Source organism: Amycolatopsis sp. CA-126428, assembly GCF_002904335.1.
Classification (GTDB): domain Bacteria; phylum Actinomycetota; class Actinomycetes; order Mycobacteriales; family Pseudonocardiaceae; genus Amycolatopsis.
Window position 1 is genome coordinate 1 of the sequence record NZ_PPHF01000046.1, and the last position, 17,355, is coordinate 17,355.

The 17,355-nt window shown below is 71.1% G+C and carries 14 protein-coding genes and 1 pseudogene; 9 read left to right on the forward strand and 6 right to left on the reverse strand.

The features are described from left to right. Positions 1-33: 33 nt before the first annotated feature. Positions 34-948: a hypothetical protein gene (locus tag C2L58_RS12930; RefSeq protein ID WP_103337821.1), complete on the reverse strand. Its 915-nt coding sequence runs from the start codon at positions 946-948 to the stop codon at positions 34-36. Then, positions 945-2,030, reverse strand: a complete 1,086-nt coding sequence (locus C2L58_RS12935; RefSeq protein ID WP_103337822.1) for a helix-turn-helix domain-containing protein — start codon at positions 2,028-2,030, stop codon at positions 945-947. Before C2L58_RS12935 ends, C2L58_RS12930 begins: the two co-directional genes overlap by 4 nt. Positions 2,031-2,326: 296 nt before the next feature. Between C2L58_RS12935 and fabG the strand changes: the two genes are divergently transcribed. The 8 genes from fabG to C2L58_RS12975 all read left to right on the forward strand — a co-directional run bounded on the left by fabG (position 2,327) and on the right by C2L58_RS12975 (position 10,785). Continuing rightward, complete coding sequence (fabG, locus tag C2L58_RS12940; RefSeq protein ID WP_103337823.1) at positions 2,327-3,088, forward strand: 3-oxoacyl-ACP reductase FabG; 762 nt, start codon at positions 2,327-2,329, stop codon at positions 3,086-3,088. A gap of 4 nt (positions 3,089-3,092) precedes the next feature. Further along, positions 3,093-3,545 (forward strand): MaoC family dehydratase, encoded by a 453-nt coding sequence (locus tag C2L58_RS12945; protein WP_013225005.1) that lies wholly within the window; start codon positions 3,093-3,095, stop codon positions 3,543-3,545. A 90-nt stretch (positions 3,546-3,635) separates the two neighbouring features. Continuing rightward, entirely contained in the window at positions 3,636-4,652 is a 1,017-nt protein-coding gene (locus tag C2L58_RS12950; protein WP_103337824.1) for a phosphotransferase family protein, read from the forward strand. Beyond that, on the forward strand, positions 4,653-5,876 hold the full coding sequence (locus tag C2L58_RS12955; RefSeq protein ID WP_103337825.1) for an acyl-CoA dehydrogenase family protein: 1,224 nt from the start codon (positions 4,653-4,655) through the stop codon (positions 5,874-5,876). Beyond that, positions 5,873-7,057, forward strand: coding sequence for an acyl-CoA dehydrogenase family protein (locus tag C2L58_RS12960; protein ID WP_103337826.1), 1,185 nt, complete (start codon positions 5,873-5,875; stop codon positions 7,055-7,057). Before C2L58_RS12955 ends, C2L58_RS12960 begins: the two co-directional genes overlap by 4 nt. Continuing rightward, positions 7,054-8,148 carry an acyl-CoA dehydrogenase family protein gene (locus tag C2L58_RS12965; protein WP_103337827.1) on the forward strand — a complete coding sequence of 365 codons (1,095 nt, stop codon included), beginning with the start codon at positions 7,054-7,056 and terminating at the stop codon, positions 8,146-8,148. Before C2L58_RS12960 ends, C2L58_RS12965 begins: the two co-directional genes overlap by 4 nt. Positions 8,149-8,254: 106 nt before the next feature. Continuing rightward, positions 8,255-9,769, forward strand: coding sequence for a hypothetical protein (locus tag C2L58_RS12970; protein WP_103337828.1), 1,515 nt, complete (start codon positions 8,255-8,257; stop codon positions 9,767-9,769). A 137-nt stretch (positions 9,770-9,906) separates the two neighbouring features. Beyond that, the gene (locus tag C2L58_RS12975) at positions 9,907-10,785 is read left to right on the forward strand and encodes an alpha/beta fold hydrolase (RefSeq protein ID WP_103337829.1); all 879 of its coding nucleotides are present in this window, start codon (positions 9,907-9,909) and stop codon (positions 10,783-10,785) included. Here the strand turns inward: C2L58_RS12975 and C2L58_RS12980 are convergent. The 4 genes and pseudogenes from C2L58_RS12980 to C2L58_RS12995 all read right to left on the reverse strand — a co-directional run bounded on the left by C2L58_RS12980 (position 10,700) and on the right by C2L58_RS12995 (position 16,134). After that, positions 10,700-13,219: a hypothetical protein gene (locus C2L58_RS12980; RefSeq protein ID WP_103337830.1), complete on the reverse strand. Its 2,520-nt coding sequence runs from the start codon at positions 13,217-13,219 to the stop codon at positions 10,700-10,702. The two genes, C2L58_RS12975 and C2L58_RS12980, sit on opposite strands and share 86 nt — an antisense overlap. Positions 13,220-13,227: 8 nt before the next feature. Continuing rightward, positions 13,228-13,851 (reverse strand): TetR/AcrR family transcriptional regulator, encoded by a 624-nt coding sequence (locus C2L58_RS12985; RefSeq protein ID WP_103337831.1) that lies wholly within the window; start codon positions 13,849-13,851, stop codon positions 13,228-13,230. 13 nt (positions 13,852-13,864) lie between these two features. Beyond that, a pseudogene (locus C2L58_RS12990) lies at positions 13,865-14,477 on the reverse strand (hypothetical protein). Positions 14,478-14,481: 4 nt separating this feature from the next. Beyond that, positions 14,482-16,134 (reverse strand): AMP-binding protein, encoded by a 1,653-nt coding sequence (locus tag C2L58_RS12995; RefSeq protein WP_103337832.1) that lies wholly within the window; start codon positions 16,132-16,134, stop codon positions 14,482-14,484. A 357-nt stretch (positions 16,135-16,491) separates the two neighbouring features. On the opposite strand from C2L58_RS12995, the gene C2L58_RS13000 reads away from it, so the two are divergent. After that, positions 16,492-17,337, forward strand: a complete 846-nt coding sequence (locus C2L58_RS13000; protein WP_103337833.1) for a hypothetical protein — start codon at positions 16,492-16,494, stop codon at positions 17,335-17,337. The last annotated feature ends 18 nt before the right edge of the window (positions 17,338-17,355 follow it).

Below are 17,355 nucleotides of genomic sequence, written 5' to 3' on the forward strand. Positions count from 1 at the left end.
ACGGGTGACATCCTTCCACGCAAGGCCGAAGCCTCACACATGAGGTGTCAAGCAAACCCTGGGCAGACCCTTGCAGACGTCGCAGGGGCAGTGCCAGTCCGGGTGATCGGGGTCCATCTGCGCGGTCAGGTCGATCTTCTCCAGGTGCACGTAGGACAAGAGCCGCTCGACCACAGCCGCCGGCTTGGGCTTTCCCCCGCCCGCGCTGTCCGAGATCGGATAGAAGTGGCGAAGGCTGGACCGCGTACCCACGGCCGCGGCGAGCGCACCGTAGGCGAGTGCTCCGATCGACGATGTGTCACACCGGAGCAGGATTACCGGCGCGGGGATCTGCAGCAGGGCCGCCAACCCGTAGATCGCGTACTTCGTGCCCAGGGGGTCATTCGCGTGCTCGAAAGCGACAGCGATCGGCGTGCCCGCATCCGTGACGGCGTCGACCAAGCGCGGCAGCTTGTCCGGGTGCAACCAGCTCACGTGCAGGAACAGGGAGGCAGCGACGTCCGGCCCCAGGGCTGTAGATCGCTGCAGCACGCTGTCCAGCCCGGCTTCGTCGTGCTCGCCGACATAGCCAGCGTCCGGAATCACGACCGGAAGGTCCAGCCGGCGCTGATGCTGAATCCAACCGAGATCGAAGTGATCCGACGCCAAGGCCCGGTTCTTGCCCGTGTACCGGCTGCGGTCAACCAGAATCGGCCTGCGGTAACACTGGCCGCGGACGAGGTGCTCAGCTTTCTGAAGAGCGCTCTCCCCAGTCAACACGATGCCCCCACCCAGGCGGTCCGAGCGCTCGATCGCGATGTCGACACCGGCGTCGCTGGCATCTGCCTGAACGAGCAGGACGTCGGCCAAAACCGACTTCATCCGGCTGTACGGCGTGCTCTGCGCCGTTGTGGCGGCGATCGGGTTGACCACGCTGACCCCCTCGGGTCCCAAGTTGTCCGGATTCATGATCGCACCTCCACGGCGGCTAACTCGTCCACCACAAGGGGCAAGTAGTGACGCCGGAACGGCTCCGGCAGCATCAGCGCGAGTCCAGCGACGGCGTCGACATCCTGCTCATGCCGGTCGAGCTGAGCCGCGATCAAGCCGGCGACATGACGAGGTGTCTCGGTCGGGAGGTCCCCGAGTTCGTGCTTGCTCCAGCCGTACTGGTTCAGTCGGATGCGGAAGGTCTTGAACTGGCTCGCGGAAATGCAATCGAGATCGGCCGCGCGCTGGATGAGCATCGCCATGGACACCTTCCAGGTCATCTTCAGGTCCGCGAGCTTCGCGAACTGCCGCACGGTCAACCCTCGCAGCAGGGGTTCAAGCTCCTTCGCCGGTGCGAGGAACTCGCCGGCGAACCGGTTCGCTTCCTTCTCCTGGTCGTCGGACGGCAACTGGTGCATGAGTAGGTGGCCGACCTCGTGCGCAAGGGTGAAACGCTCGCGGTCAGGTGGAAGGTCGCGGTTGAGGAGGATCAGCGGTTGCCCGTCCATGGGCCAGGTGCTCACCGCGTCCTGCGCGGCAGTGCCCAAGTCACGGCGCACAAGGCGGACGCCGGCGGACTCCAGCAGTCCGACCAGGTCCTCGACGGGACCGTCCGGTAGACCCCACGCACGCCGTAGAGAAGCTGCGACGGCTGAGGGATCACCGTGTTCGGCAATCGGCATCCGGGTCAACTGGAGGAGCTGCGGCCTCGAGTCATTCACGTCTTCGGACAAGCCGTCGACGGACAACCGCGTCAGCTGGGTGAGCCCTTCGACCGCACGCATCACCTTCACCGACATGGCGCTGGAGCGCCGGCGATGGTGCAGGCAGGTGACCTCGACGCCACCGATCGGATCGGTTACCCGCAGCAAATCCGCGGGCACAGCCAAGGCGTCGGCAATGGCGACGAGGTACTCCGCCGACAGCGGGAGGAGTCCTTTTTCCACCTTCGAGACGAACCCCTGTGAGACTCCAGCTGCCTGGGCCAGGTCGACCTGAGCCCAGCGTCGGGCTTCGCGCACCGTGCGGACCATGCGCGCGACAGCGGCTGTCTCACTCATCAGACCTCGCTCCCAGTTCGACCATCAGCCGAAAGCCTACCAAAACCGCGCTCGAATATTCCGAACCGACGCCGTCGGGGTACAGCAACATGTTCCAGCGAGTCAAGAGCACGGCGGGCCGGACTACCCGAAGCGGTTCCACCAAGCGGAGCAGTGACCATCGCGCGATCGGACGCCGCTATGATCGTGCGCATGGTGTCACCACTTTGGGGATCACTCCCGCGTATCGTCGAGAAAGCAACCGCTTAGTAGGCTCGCGGGCACGAGCCCGTTTCTCAACGACGAGGAGGTCCCCCGTGACCGATTCCCCTTCCCGTGTCGCCGTGGTCACCGGTGCCGGCCGCGGCATCGGCGCCGCCGTGGCCGCCCGGCTGGCCGATGACGGCTTCGCCGTCGGGCTGCTGGACCTGGACGAGGCCGGCGTCAAGCAGGGCGCCGAGGCGATCGTCGCCAAGGGCGGCAAGGCCGTCGGGGTCGCCCTCGACGTCAGCGACGCCGAGCAGGTCGAGTCGGCCGTCGCCCGCGTCGCCGACGAGCTCGGGCCGCCGGTCGTGCTGGTCAACAACGCCGGCATCACCCGGGACAACCTGATCTTCAAGATGACCGAGCAGGAGTGGGACTCCGTGCTCGACGTGCACCTCAAGGGCTCCTTCCTGATGACCCGCGCGGTGCAGAAGCACATGACCGAGCAGAAGTACGGCCGGATCGTCAACCTGTCGAGCACTTCGGCGCTGGGCAACCGCGGCCAGGTCAACTACGCCGCCGCCAAGGCCGGCATGCAGGGCTTCACCAAGACCCTCGCGATCGAGCTGGGCAAGTTCAACGTCACGGCCAACGCGATCGCGCCGGGCTTCATCGCCACCGACATGACCGCGGCGACCGCCGAGCGGCTCGGCATGAGCTTCGAGGACTTCAAGGCGGCGGCCGCGTCGCAGATCCCGGTGCAGCGCGTCGGCACGCCCGAGGACATCGCCAACCTGGCGTCGTACCTGGTCAGCGAGGGCGCCGGGTTCGTCTCCGGCCAGGTCGTCTACGTCGCCGGCGGACCGAAGGACTGAGCACATGCGCGTATTCGGCACCCTCGACGAGTTCGCCGCCGCAGCCGGCGAGCACCTCGGGTACAGCGAGTGGCTGACGATCACCCAGGAGCGCGTGAACCAGTTCGCCGACGCCACCGACGACCACCAGTGGATCCACGTCGACGAGCCGATGGCGGCCGCGGGCCCGTTCGGCGGCACCATCGCCCACGGCTTCCTGACGCTGTCGCTGCTGTCGGCGTTCGGCCCGAAGATCTACCGGGTCGACGGCATCAGGATGGGCATCAACTACGGCCTCAACAAGGTCCGCTTCCCGCAGCCGGTGAAGGTCGGCTCGAAGGTGCGCGCCGGGGCGGAGCTGGTGGAGATCACCGACATCCCGGGCGGCAAGCAGGCGGTGTCGAAGTGGACGGTCGAAATCGACGGCGAAGCGAAGCCCGCTTGCGTCGCCGAGTGGGTCACCCGGTTCCTGGCGTGACCACCCGGCCGGGGTGCGCCCCGGCCGGGTCCGCTGTACGACATACCGACTAGTCGGTATGCTCTCCGGAATGGAGTTTGAGGAGGCCGCATGAACCCGCCAGGACTCGACCTGGGCCGCCTGCGCGCCCACCTGGACGCGCACCGGCCCGGGATGGCCGCCGGCGAGCTGACCGCGGACGTCGTGGAGGGCGGCCGGTCGAACCTCACCTACGTGGTGGGCGACGGCCGGTCGCGCTGGGTGGTGCGCCGCCCGCCGCTCGGGCACGTGCTGCCCACCGCGCACGACATGAGCCGCGAGTTCCGGGTGATCTCCGGCCTGCGCGACACCGCCGTGCCGGTGCCCGAAGCGCTGCTGCTCTGCGAAGACCCCGACGTCCTCGGGGCGCCCTTCTACGTGATGAGCTTCGTCGAGGGCACGCCCTACCGGACCGCGGACCAGCTGAGCGAACTCGGCCCGGACCGCACCCGGACGATGGCCGACGCGCTGGTCGGCACCCTCGTCGACCTGCACGCGGTGGACCCGGCCGCCGTCGGGCTGGGCGGCTTCGGCCGCCCCGAGGGCTTCCTGGAACGGCAGCTGCGGCGGTGGAAGAAGCAGCTGGACGCCTCCCGCAGCCGCGATCTCCCGGGCGTCGACGAGCTGCACGACCGGCTCGCGGCGGCGGTGCCGGTGTCCGGGGAGCCGTCGATCATCCACGGCGACTACCGCCTCGACAACGTCCTGGTCGACGGCGACGACCGGATCTCGGCGGTGCTCGACTGGGAGATGTCGACGCTGGGCGACCCGCTGACCGACCTCGCGCTGCTGGTGGCCTACGCCGAGCGCGACAAGGTGTCGCTGCCGTTCGTGTCCAACGCCAGCTCGGCGCCGGGCTACCCGGGCACCGACGAAGTGGTCGCCCGCTACGCCGAGCTGTCCGGGCGGGACGTCTCGCAGCTGGACTGGTACGTCAGCTTCGCGTTCTTCAAGCTGGCCGTGATCCTGGAAGGCATCTACTACCGCTTCAGCAAGGGCCAGACGGTCGGGGCGGGTTTCGAAGGCGTCGGTGCCGGGGTCGCGCCGCTCATCGCGCACGGCAACGAGATTCTCAAAGAGGAGAAGTAAATGGACTTCGCGTTCGACGAGAAGACCGAGGAGCTGCGCGGGCGGCTCCTCGAGTTCATGGACTCGCACATCTACCCCGCCGAGCCGGTGTTCGAGCAACAGCTCGCCGAACGCGACGACCCGTGGGCCATCCCGCCGGTCGTCGAGGAGCTCAAGGCCGAGGCCCGCAAGCGCGGCCTGTGGAACTTCTTCCTCCCCGGCGACCACGGCGCGGGCCTGACGAACCTCCAGTACGCGCCGCTGGCGGAGATCACCGGCCGCAGCATCCGGCTCGCGCCGACCGCGCTCAACTGCGCCGCGCCCGACACCGGGAACATGGAAGTGCTGACCATGTTCGGCAACGAGCAGCAGCAGAAGCAGTGGCTGGAACCGTTGCTGAACGGGGAAATCCGCTCGGCGTTCGCGATGACCGAGCCGGACGTCGCCTCCTCCGACGCCCGCAACATCGAGACGGCCATCCGGCGTGACGGCGACGAGTACGTCGTCAACGGCCGCAAGTGGTACATCTCCGGCGCGATGAACCCCGCGTGCAAGATCTTCATCGTGATGGGCAAGACCGATCCCGAAGCCGCGCCGCACAAGCAGCAGAGCATGATCCTGGTCCCCCGCGACACGCCGGGCGTCACGGTCAAGCGCGGCATGCACGTCTTCGGCTACGACGACAGCGACCACGGCGGCCACGCCGAGGTGCTCTTCGAAGACGTCCGCGTGCCGGTCGAGAACCTCATCGCCGGCGAGGGCGACGGGTTCGCCATCGCCCAGGCCCGGCTCGGCCCGGGCCGCATCCACCACTGCATGCGCGCCATCGGCATGGCCGAGCGCGCGCTGGAGCTCATGTGCCGCCGGGCGATCTCGCGCGAGGCGTTCGGCAAGCCGATCGCGCAGCAGGGCGTCGTGCAGGACTGGATCGCCGAATCGCGCGTCAAGATCGAGCAGCAGCGGCTGCTGGTGCTCAAGACCGCGTGGCTGATGGACACCGTCGGCAACCAGGGCGCGCACACCGAGATCCAGGCGATCAAGATCTCCACCCCGATCACCGTCGAGTGGATCCTCGACAAGGCCGTGCAGGTGCACGGCGCGGGCGGGGTCAGCCAGGACTTCCCGCTGGCCGCGATGTGGGCCGGGAACCGCACGCTGCGCCTGGCCGACGGGCCGGACGAGGTCCACAAGCGCTCGCTGGCCCGGCGCGAACTGAAGAAGTACCTCTCGGAGGGCGCGAAGTGACTGTCACCGCCGAAGACCTGACCCGCCAGGCCACCGAATTCCTGGCCGCGCACGACCCCGCGTCCACCGACCGCATGGACTTCCTGCGGGCCCGGTTCGACGCCGGGCTGGCCTGGATCCACTTCCCCGCCGGGCTCGGCGGGCAGAACGCGCCGCGCGCGCTGCAGTCCGCTGTGGACGAAGTGTTCACCGCGGCGGGCGCGCCGGACAACAACCCGCGCCGGATCGGCATCGGCCTCGGCATGGCCGCGCCGACCATCCTCGCCTTCGGCACGCCGGAGCAGCGCGAGCGCTTCCTGCGTCCACTGTGGACCGGCGAGGAGGTGTGGTGCCAGCTGTTCTCCGAGCCGGGCGCGGGCTCCGACCTCGCCGCGCTGGGCACCCGGGCGGTGCGTGACGGCGACGACTGGATCGTCACCGGCCAGAAGGTGTGGACCTCGGGCGCGCACGAGTCCCAGTGGGCGATCCTGGTCACCCGCACCGACCCGGACGTGCCGAAGCACCAGGGCATGACGTACTTCCTGTGCGACATGACCGCGCCCGGCGTCGAGGTCCGGCCGCTGCGCCAGATCACCGGCGAGGCCGAGTTCAACGAGGTCTTCCTGACCGACGTCCGCATCCCGGACACCCAGCGCCTCGGCGCGGTCGGCGAAGGCTGGAAGGTCGCGCAGACGACGCTGATGAACGAGCGCGTCGCGATCGGCGGGTACGTCCAGCCCCGCGAAGGCGGCCTGATCGGGATCGTCGCGAAGACCTGGCGCGAGCGGCCCGAGCTGCGCACGCCGGAGCTGCGCGACCGCCTGGTCCGGCACTGGGTCGAGGCGGAAACGCTGCGGCTGGCCGGTACCCGGCTGCGCCAGCAGCTGACCGCGGGCGCGCCCGGGCCGGAGGGCTCGGCCATGAAGGTCGCGTTCTCGGAGCTGAACCAGGCGCTCACCGGCCTGGAGGTCGAACTGCTCGGCGAAGAGGGCCTGGCCTACGACGACTGGACGTTCCGGCGGCCGGCGATCGTCGACTTCACCGGCCGCGAAGCCGGCTACCGCTACCTGCGCGCGAAGGGGAACTCCATCGAGGGCGGCACCTCGGAGGTCCTGCGCAACATCATCGCCGAGCGCGTGCTGGGCCTGCCCTCGGAGCCGCGCGTCGACAAGGACGTCGCCTGGAAGGACCTCCCCCGATGACCGATCTGCTCTATTCCGAGGTCGAAGAGGACCTGCGGGCTTCGGTCCGCGACCTGCTCAAGGCCAAGGCCGGCGCCGAAGCCCTGCTCGCGCGCGTCGAGACGGCGGAGCCCTACGACCTGAAGCTGTGGCGCACGCTGGCCGACGAGGTGGGCGTGGCCGGGCTGGCGGTGCCGGAGGAGCTGGGCGGCCACGGCGCCTCGGCCCGCGAAGTCGCCGTGGTGGCCGAAGAACTGGGCCGCAGTGTCGCGCCCGTGCCGTTCCTCGGCAGCGTCGTGCTGGCGACGACGGCGCTGGTGCACGCCGGCGCGCGTGACTTCGTCGGCCGGCTCGCGGCGGGCCAGGCGATCGGCGCGCTGGCGGTGCCGCTGTCGACGGCGCCGGGCGCGGGCTTCCCGTCGTCGGTGACGGCGGCCGCGGACGGCACGTTGCGCGGCCGCGTGGGCACGGTCGCCGACGCGTCGGTGGCGGACCTGCTGGTCGTCCCGGCCGCGGGCCCCGACGGGCCGGCGCTGTACGTGGTCGAGGCGTCGGCGGCGACGGTGTCGGAACTGGTGTCGTTCGACCTGACGCGGCGCGTGGCCGACGTGGTCCTGGACAACGCCCCGGCCACGCTGGTCGCCTCGGGGCCGGAGGCCGCCGCGGCGCTGGAGCAGGCGCTGCTGTTCGGGGCGGGCATCCTCGCGTCGGAGCAGACGGGCGTCGCCGAGTGGGCGCTCACCGAGACGGTGACCTACCTCAAGGGCCGGTACCAGTTCGGCCGCCCGGTCGGCGGGTTCCAGTCCCTCAAGCACCGGCTGGCGAACCTGTACACGGACCTTGTCCTCGCCCGCGCGACGGCCCGCAACGCCGCGGACGCGCTGGCCACGGGCACCGACGTGCCGATCGCGGTGGCGGTGGCCCAGGCCCGCAACGCCCCGATCGCCGTGCACGCGACGGAGGAGGCGATCCAGCTGCACGGCGGCATCGGGATGACTTGGGAGCACCCGGCGCACCTGTACCTCAAGCGCGCCAAGGCGGACGAGCTCGCCCTCGGCACCCCGGGCCGGCACCGGGCCCGGCTGGCGGACCTGATCGACCTGCCCGCCTGAGTTCCCGGAAACGGCCCGTTCCCCGCTCGGGGAACGGGCCGTTTCCGCGTTCCGCAACACATTCGGCCGTGCCGGGCGACGCGCGGCCTGCCGTACGCTGGCTTCCATGGCGCCGGCCATCCAGCTGCACCTCAACCAGGCCCTGATGCGCATTCCCCGGCGGGCGGAAAGCGCCGACCGTTCGACACTGGCCGCGACCTACGTCGCCGCCGGCTCGTTTTCCGCGATGATCAATTCGGCCGACCACCAGATCCTGTTCGGCCGCCGCGGCACCGGGAAGACGCACGCGTTGCTGCACCTGCAGGACCTCGCCGAGCGCACCGGGGACATCGCGATCCACCTCGACCTGCGGACGATCGGCTCCACCGGCGGCTTGTACGCCAACACCGCGCTGAGCCCCGCCCAGCGCGGCACGCAATTGCTGGTGGACACCCTCGAAGCCGTCCACGAACGGCTTTTCGCCGTCGCTGTCGACGGCGAAAGCGCGGATCCGGACGCGCTTCTGCGCGGCCTCGACGCGCTGGTCTCCGCGGCCACCGAAGTGGAAGTCATCGGCGAAACGGAACAGGAACAGACTTCCGGCGGCGCGGTGGAACGCGGCTATGCGGCGGAACTGTCCGTCGCCCCGAACGGCGGTGCCAAAGCGTCCGCGCGGCACCGCACGTCCGTGACGACGTCGAGCCGCCGCAAGCGCACCGGCGTCGAGCAGCACCGGGTGCTGTTCGGCCCGCTGAGCCGGGCCGTGCAGGCCGTGGCCGACGGCGTCCGGCCCGCCCGGCTGTGGCTGCTGCTCGACGAGTGGAGCAGCGTGCCACTGGACCTGCAGCCGTTCCTGGCGGACCTGCTGCGCCGCAGCGTCCTGCCGGTCCGCGGGGTCACGGTGAAGATCGCCGCGATCGAGCACCGCGCCCGCTTCTTCGTCCCGCTCGACGAGGACTACCTCGGCATCGAGGTCGGCTCCGACGCGGCGTCCGCCGTCAGCCTCGACGAGGCCCTCGTCTTCGACCGGTCGCCGGAGGCGGCCCAGGCGTTCTTCCGGGAGCTGTTCGCCAGGCACGTCCGGCCGATCCTCGCCTCGATGCTGCGGACGGCGGTCCCCGGCGAGTTCGTCGACGCCGCCTTCCACGGCGGCGCGTTCCCCGAGCTCGTCCGGGCCGCGGAGGGTGTCCCCCGCGACGCGATCAACATCGCGGCCCTGGCCGCCCAGCACGCCCACGGCGGCCGGATCACGGGTGCGCACGTGCGGCGCGCGGCGCGGGACTGGTACCTGCGCGACAAGCAGTCCGTCATCAGCCGCGACGAGGAGGCGGACCTGCTGCTGGGCCTCCTGATCGACGAAGTGGTCGGCCGGCGCCGGAGCCGGACGTTCCTGCTGGCCGCGCGGGACCGCACGGCGGCGATCGACACGCTTTGCGACGCGCGGCTGCTCCACATCGTCCGGCACGGCGTCGTCGACCCGCGCCGGCCGGGCCGGTTGTACGACGGGTACGCGATCGATTACGGCTGCTACGTCACCCTGCTCGGTGGCCCGGCGGCGGACGCGGCGAAGCCCCTGCCCGCCGACGTCTTCACGTTCGACAAGGCCGTGATCGACCTCCCGCGCCTGGGCCGAAATTCATGAAGAACCTTCAGTTTCCTTCCGAATTATCGCTCAGATGAGCGAAAATTTGTGAGCCAGGCCACTTCACGGGTAAAAGGGTGACAAAAATGCCCTTCTTCCCATGGTTCTCGTCGTCGCCCGGATCTAATGTGTGCGCCATGGAAACAGCCGTCGCGCCGGCCGACGCCGGCGCGTTGGAACAATTGACCGTCGCGATCGGCGGTCACCGCCACAGCGCGCTCGCGGCCGGGCCCACCTCGGGTGAGCTGGTCCTGCTGCTGCACGGCTGGCCCGAGTTCGCCGACTCCTGGACCGAGCAGCTCCACGCCCTCGGCGAGGCCGGCTACCGCGCGCTGGCCGTCGACCAGCGCGGCTATGCGGCGGGCGCGCGACCCGAGGGGGTCGAGCACTACACGCTCGATCACCTGGTCGGCGACGCCCTCGCCTTCGCCGACACCCAGGGAGCGGACCGCTTCCACCTGATCGCGCGCGACTGGGGCGGCATGGTGGCCTGGGCCCTCGCCGCGGCCCACCCGGAGCGCCTCCGGTCCCTGACGGTGCTCTCGACGCCCCACCCGTCGGCCCTCCAGCGCGCGGTGGCCACCGACGACGGCCAGTTCCACGACCTCGGCTACATCCGCTTCTTCCGCCGCGCGGTCGGCAAAGCCGAGAATTTCCTCTTACGCGACGAAGCCGCCCAATTACGGGCTGTTTACAACCGCCGCATTCCGAAAGCAATCGTCGAAGGCACGGTGACGCGCCTTTCCGAACCGGGCGCCCTCACCGCGACGTTGAATTGGTACCGCGGGGCCACGAACGACGAGTTCGACATCCCGGCGGGCCGCATCAAGGTCCCGACGCTGTACCTGTGGGGCCGCGAGGACCCGTACCTGAGCCAGAGCGCGGCCGAGCAGACGGTCCACCACATCGACGCGGAGTACCGCTTCCAGATCATCGAGGGCGCCAGCCAGTGGATGGCGATGGAGGCCCCGGACGAGGTGAGCGCGCTGCTGCTGGACCACGTCCAGCGGCACTAGGCACCGGCCGGCTTGCGGACCAGCCCGGTGTAGCCGACGAGCGCGAGCGTCGCCAGCGCCCAGATCGCGGCCTGGACCACCCAGATCGCCACCGTGAACACCGCAACGGAACCGACTCCGGTGTTGAGGTCGCACCGCCCGCGCACCCCCGGGGACAGCGGCAGCCCGCGGTCCAGCCCGACGCCGATGAGCTCCACCGTCGTGCACGGCGTGCCCGCCGGCGCCTCGAAGGCCGCCACGCGCTCGGCGGCTCGATGGGTCCCGTCGGCCACGTGCCCGGCCCAGAACCCCAGTCCCCCGGCGGCGACCACGGCGAACAGCAGCGCGGCGGCCGCCCGCCGCGCCCGGTAGCCGTAGCCGGCGAAGAGTCCCCACAGGCGGTGGAACCACCGCGCCGGCCACCCGCCGATGGCTTGGGGCGCCCGCGCCGCAGGTCGCGCTGCTGGGCGATGAGGACCGCCCGGGCCTGGCCGTCGTGCCCGTGCGCGCGTTCCGCCGCGGCCAGCCGCTGGTACGGCCCGGGCCGGTAGCCCGCGGTGCGCGACCCGATCAGCTCCAGCCACTCCCGCCAGGTGACGTCCTCGAGCGAGCCGAACCGGAACCCGTCGAGGAACACCAGGCCGTCCGAGCCGACCACTTCGACGGGGAAGAAGACCGGCCCCTCGACCACCACGTCCGCGAAGCTCACGAGCGTGCCGCCGTCGCCGTGGCCGATCTCGGCGCCGGTGAAGGTCAGCTGGCCGCCGACGTGGGCACCCACCAGGCCGACGGCCGCCGGGTCGCCGCCGCCGGTGGCCCGCAGGCCGGTGCACGCCAAGCTGCCGCGGACCCGGCACCGGTCGGCCAGCAGCGCCGGGCCGGTGTCGTTGGTGAGTTCGGCACCGTCGAAGGTCACCTTGCCCTCGACCTGCGCCGCGGACAGGCTCACCGCGGCCACCTCGGACGAGGCGGTCGCCGTCATGGCCGTGAAGTCGAGGTAGGTGCCGACGCGGAGGTCGTCGGCGCTCAGCGCGGGACCCGATTCGTTCGTGCACACGACGCCTTCGGCCAGCAGCTGCCCGCCGATCCCGGCGGCGTGCGCGCGGATCGCGCCGCGATCGCCGGCGCCGGTGGCGTGCGTCCCCGCGAGGTACAGGTTGCCCTCGACGCGCAGCCCGTCGGCGTAGAGCGCCGGGCCGGTGCCGCTGGTGAGCCGGGCGTCCTCGATCGTCGCCTGGCCGCCGATCCGGGCGCCGAGCAGGCGGAGCGTGCCCACCTCGCCGGACCCGGTCGCCGTCACCCCGTCGAGGCGCAGGGAGCCGTCGACGCGCAGCCGGTCGGCGCTCAGTGCCGCGCCGGTGTCGTTGGCGAGCTCGGCGCGCTCGAGGTCGACGTGCCCGCCGACCTGGGCCCCGATCAGGCAGAGGGCGCCGTACTCGCCCGAACCCGACACCCGCGAACCCTCGCCGGAGAGGGTGTCGCCGACCCGGATGCCGTCGGCGCTCAGCGCGCGCCCGCCGTCGTTGACGAGCACGGCACCGTCGAAGGTGAACTGCCCGTCGACCCGCGCACCGGTCAGGCTGATCGTGGCGGCCCCGGAGCCGGTGGCCGTGACCTCGCCGAGGCGCAGCTCCCCCGCGTGGAGCCGGTCGGCCTCCAACTCGGTCCCGCTGCCGCCCCGCAGCGTGCTCCCGGTCAGGTCGGCCTCCCCGAGCCGGGCGGCGAGCAGGCGGAGCTCCCCGGTCACCGTGGCCTCGGTCAGGAGCAGGCTGTCGCCGACGACCAGGCCGTCGGCGTTCAGCGCGGGCCCGGACTCGTTGGTGAGGACGGCGTGGCCGAAGTCGGCCTGGCCGTCGACGCGCGCGCCGAGCAGCCGGACCGCCCCCAGCTCACCCGCCCCGGTCGCCCGCAGGCCGACGGCCTTCAGCGCACCGCTCCGCAGGCCGTCGAGGTAGAGCGCGGGCCCATCCGCGCCGGTGAACTCCGCGCCGGAGAGCCGGGTCCGGCCGCTGACCCGGGCGTCCAGCAGGCAGAGCGCGCCGTACTCCCCGGAGCCGGACATCCGGGTGCCCGTCAGGCGCAGGTCGTCCACCCGCAGGCCCTCGGCGTCCAGCGCGCACCCGGAGCCGCCGGTCAGCTCGCTGCCGGACAGGTCCAGCCACGGCAGCCGGGCGTGCTGGGCGCTCATCGGTTCGGCGAGCACGCAGTCCACCAGCCCGAGCCCGGCGACGGCCTCCACGTCGTCGAGGTCGAGCTCCCCGGTGATCCGGGTTCGCTCCACCCGCACCCCGCGGGGGTCCACCGGGCCCCGGAGGCCGAGCAGCAGTTCACGCAGCACGAGCGCCCGCACCGGGGCATCGGCCGCGAACGAACGGCCGTGCCGGGCGGCGTCGAGCAGCTGCCGCTCCGGTCCGGTCAGGTCGTCGACGACGGGGAGCGGCGGGTACTCGGTCACCCCGTGAACTAACCAGGTGGCCGCAGGGCGTCGAGCAGCAGGTCCGCGTAGTGGTCGCCGATCTGGCGGGCCGTCAACGAGCCGCTCCGGCGGTACCACGACCCCAGGTGGTGCACGGACCCGAAGAAGAAGTCCACCACCACGTCGGCCGGCTTGTCCGTGCGGAACTCGCCGGAAGCCTGGCCCTCCTCGACCAGCCCGCGGAACCGCTCGTGGTACTTGCGCCGCTCCGCCCGCACCGCCTTCTGCTTGTCCGGGGACAGCTGGTGCATCGACTGCAGGAAGATCGTGTTGTCGTCGAGGTTGTCGATGCTGGACACCACGACGTCGGACGCCGCCGCCGCCAGCCGCTCCCGCAGCGGCGCGCCCGACGAGGCCACGCTCTCCAGCTGGCGGGTCTGCTCGCGCAGGACGCGCGCGTAGATCTCGTAGAGCAGGTCGTCCTTCGAGCCGAAGTAGTGGTACATCGCGCCCTTGGTGACGCCCGCCGCCTCGACGATCTCCTGGACGGACGTGCGGTCGAAACCCTTCTTGGCGAACAGCTTCGTGGCGTGCTCCAGCAGCCGCCGGGGCACGGCGGCCTGGTCGTCGCCGGTGGCCTCGCCCGGCTTGCGGGTGCTTGCTCGGGTCACCGCGAACCCCCTCTCAGGACGCACCAGGATAACGCCACGACAGGAAGCGCCGCGGGTTGTCCACGAGCATCGTCGTGATGTCCGCTTCGGACACCCCGCGGGCCCCGCACGGCCGGCAGCACGTCCCGGGTGATGTGCAGGTAGTGCCAGTTCGGCGCGATCGCGGGCAGCGGCGCGGCGGGCAGCCAGTCGATGTAGCACGACGCGTCGTGCGAGAGCACCATGCTGCCCGCGTGACCGCGTTCGCACAGCGCCGCGACCGTGTCGACCCGCTCCTCGCCTTGCAGCAGCGTGCCGGGCCCGCGGAAGTGCAGGTAGTGCAGGTGGTGCGGCACGTCGTTGTCGGTGTAGAGCCCGGTCGCCACGACGATGTCGACGTCGACCTCGGCCGCCACCCGCTGCACGCGGCCCAGCCCGATCACCGTCGGGTCGACGATCGTGTCGATCCCGGCTTCCTTCAGCTCCTTCAGGCGCCGGAGCGCCTCGGGGACGTGCTCGTCCTCGCGGAACCCTTCGTGCTCCGGGTAGTTCTCGGCGAATTCGGGGCTCAGGACGAAGAGGTGCTCGTGCATCAGCACCCGGCCCGGCGCTCCGGGCGCGATCGCGCCGCGGGCGGTCTCGATCACCGCGCTACCCCCGGGCCCGCAGCTCGCGGCGCAGGATCTTGCCGCTCGTGGTCTTCGGCAGCTCGTCGAGGACTTCGATGGTGCGCGGGTACTTGAAGGCGGCGAGCCGCTCCTTGCACCACGCGACCAGCTCCGCGGGATCGGCGGTCGCCCCGGGCGCCGGGCTGACGTACGCCTTGACCGTCTCGCCGCGGTAGGGGTCGGCGATCCCGACGACGGCGGCCTCGCGGACCGCCGGGTGCGTGTACAGGACGTCTTCAACCTCGCGCGGCCAGACCTTGAAGCCGGACGCGTTGATCATGTCCTTCTTGCGGTCGACGACGTAGACCCAGCCGCGCTCGTCCATGAAGCCGATGTCGCCGGTGAGCAGCCGCCCGCCCGGCAGCGCCTCGGCGGTGGCGTCCGGGCGGTTCCAGTAGCCCGAGACGACCATCGGGCCCTCGACGGCGATCTCGCCCGGCTGCCCGGGCGGCAGCTCCTCGCCGTTCTCGCCGAGGATCCGGACGATCGTGTCCGGCACCGGCAGGCCGATCGAGATGGTGCCGGATTCCGGGTCGATCGGCGCCTCGAGGGTGCCGGGGACGACGACGCAGCCCGCCGTGGTTTCGGTGAGGCCGTAGCCGTTGTGGATGTAGTGCCCGGTCTTCGCCCGGAAGGCCTCGACGACGGCGGGCGGCAGCGCGGCGCCGCCGGAGTACAGCAGGGCGAACGAAGCGAAGTGCTCCCGGCTGAACGACGGGTGCGCCATCAGCGCCATGTAGGCCGTGGACGGCCCGACCGTGTACGACGGCCGGTGCTCGAGGAACGCGTCGAGCACGACCCCCGGCTCGAAGCGGTAGGCCAGGGCCAGCGTGCCCTCGATGTCGATCGCGGAGCCGACCTCGCAGACCATGCCGGTGATGTGGAACAGCGGCGCCAGGCCGAACAGCGTCGAGCCGGCGGGCAGGCCGCTGAACGAGCCGAGGGCCGCGGCGTTGGTGCCGACGTTGCCGTGGGTGTTGGTGGCGCCCTTCGGCGTGCCGCTGGTGCCGGAGGTGTAGCTGATCAACGCGGTGTCGTCGAGGGCGAAGGCGGGTTCCGGGGGCTTCGGCCCCGGCGTGGCCGCAACTTCGAGGAGCTCGGCCGCCCCCGGCGTCTCCTCCCGTCCGACCTTGGCCAGGACGCGCTCGTCGTCGCGGGTCTGGAACTCGAGTTCGCTGGTGGTGAGCGCGATGCCGACCCCGTTCGCGGCCGCCGTCTCGCCGATGTAGGCGTTCCAGCCGCGCTGCGAACAGACGACCGCCTTGACGCCGGCGTCGGTGAACACGTGCGTGAGCTCGCGGTCGCGGTACATCGGGTTGACCGGCACGACGATCCCGCCGGCCTTCCATGCGCCGAGCAGGGCGATGACGAACTGCGGGATGTTCTGCAGCACCAGGGCGAGCCGGTCGCCGCGGGCGAAGCCGTGGGCCGCCAGGTACCGCGCGACGCCGTCGGAGAGCTCGTCGACCTCGCGGTAGGTCAGCCGCGCGTCGAAGTACGCGATCGCCGCCCGGTCCGGGACGTGGTCCACGGCCCGGCGGAACGACTCGGGCAACGTCGTCGGCTTCGCCGGCCCCGCGGCCCGCGCGCGTTCGTCGTAGCTCGCGAGCCAGGGCTTCGCGTCGTACCAGCTCATGCAGTGGCCTCCCTTGGACACCGACCGGTCGGTATGTCGAAGCTAGGAGGACACGGCGGCCCGCGTCAAGCCCGCGCACGCACGCCAAAATTGCGTACGACAATTCCGGTACGCCACTGAATCACTCAAAGCAATGCAGCCGGATGCCGCCGTCACAGGAGTACACGTGCCCCGGTTCGAAATGGTTCACATCTTCTTTTTCGTGTCGATCACACTGGACAAACCCCTGGTGGAGAAGCCACCATGGGCGTCGGCGACCAGATAGGTCCGCCCCATCAAAGAACCCCGCCGTATCCCCCGAACACGGCGGAGTACCCATATGTTCACGCTAACTCACGCACGAAAACGGAGTCATTCATGCCTGCTTCCGGTGGACGACACCGCCTGTCCCGGCGGACGAAGATCGCGACCGGGGTCTTCGCCCTCGCGATCGCGGGTGGAGCGCTGGCGGTCGCCACGACCTTCGGCCAGCCCGGCGCCGCCAGCGCCGCCTCGGGCGGCCAGGCCGCCGTCGGCCAGATCAGCTGTCCCGACGTGGCGAGCAAGCTCCCCGCCATCCCCGCGCAAGCCCAGGCCGAGGTGCAACGCAACCTGGACCTGCTCAACACCCAGATCGCCGAAGCCAACAACCGCCTGCAGACGACCGTCGGCCAGGGCGGCCCGAACTTCGTCCAGAACGCCATCCTCGGCCCGCTGGCGGACAAGCGGAAGTCGACGATCGACCGCATCGCCATCTCGATCGGGCGCCGGGCCGAGAAGCCGCAGGGCCTCGACAGCCTGGCCACGTGCGCGGTCGGCGGGCAGGCCGGCACGGGTGCCGGTGCCGGCGCGCCGGCTCCCGCCCCGGCCCAGGGCACGGGCAACGGCGGCCAGAACGGGAACACGGGCAACAGCGGCAACACCGGCAACGCCGGGGTCGGCAAGATCTCCTGCCCCGACGTCGCGAGCAAGCTCCCGGCCATCCCCGCCCAGGCCCAGGCGGAGGTGCAGCGCAACCTCGAGCTGCTGAACACCCAGATCGCCGAAGCGAACAACCGCCTGCAGACGACCGTCGGCCAGGGCGGCCCGAACTTCGTGCAGAACGCCATCCTCGGCCCGCTCGAGGACAAGCGCGTGGCGACGATCAACCGGATCGCCACCGCCATCGGCCGCAACGCGGCCAAGCCGCAGGGTCTCGACGCGCTCGCGCCCTGTAGCCGGTGACCACGCCGGGTCCGGCGG

Coding starts and splice junctions, on each gene's coding strand:
- C2L58_RS12930 (WP_103337821.1), bottom strand. CDS start 948: ATGAATCCGGACAACTTGGGACCCGAGGGGGTCAGCGTGGTCAACCCG.
- C2L58_RS12965 (WP_103337827.1), top strand. CDS start 7,054: ATGACCGATCTGCTCTATTCCGAGGTCGAAGAGGACCTGCGGGCTTCG.
- C2L58_RS12935 (WP_103337822.1), bottom strand. CDS start 2,030: ATGAGTGAGACAGCCGCTGTCGCGCGCATGGTCCGCACGGTGCGCGAA.
- C2L58_RS12955 (WP_103337825.1), top strand. CDS start 4,653: ATGGACTTCGCGTTCGACGAGAAGACCGAGGAGCTGCGCGGGCGGCTC.
- C2L58_RS12975 (WP_103337829.1), top strand. CDS start 9,907: ATGGAAACAGCCGTCGCGCCGGCCGACGCCGGCGCGTTGGAACAATTG.
- C2L58_RS12995 (WP_103337832.1), bottom strand. CDS start 16,134: ATGAGCTGGTACGACGCGAAGCCCTGGCTCGCGAGCTACGACGAACGC.
- C2L58_RS13000 (WP_103337833.1), top strand. CDS start 16,492: ATGCCTGCTTCCGGTGGACGACACCGCCTGTCCCGGCGGACGAAGATC.
- C2L58_RS12945 (WP_013225005.1), top strand. CDS start 3,093: ATGCGCGTATTCGGCACCCTCGACGAGTTCGCCGCCGCAGCCGGCGAG.
- C2L58_RS12970 (WP_103337828.1), top strand. CDS start 8,255: ATGGCGCCGGCCATCCAGCTGCACCTCAACCAGGCCCTGATGCGCATT.
- C2L58_RS12950 (WP_103337824.1), top strand. CDS start 3,636: ATGAACCCGCCAGGACTCGACCTGGGCCGCCTGCGCGCCCACCTGGAC.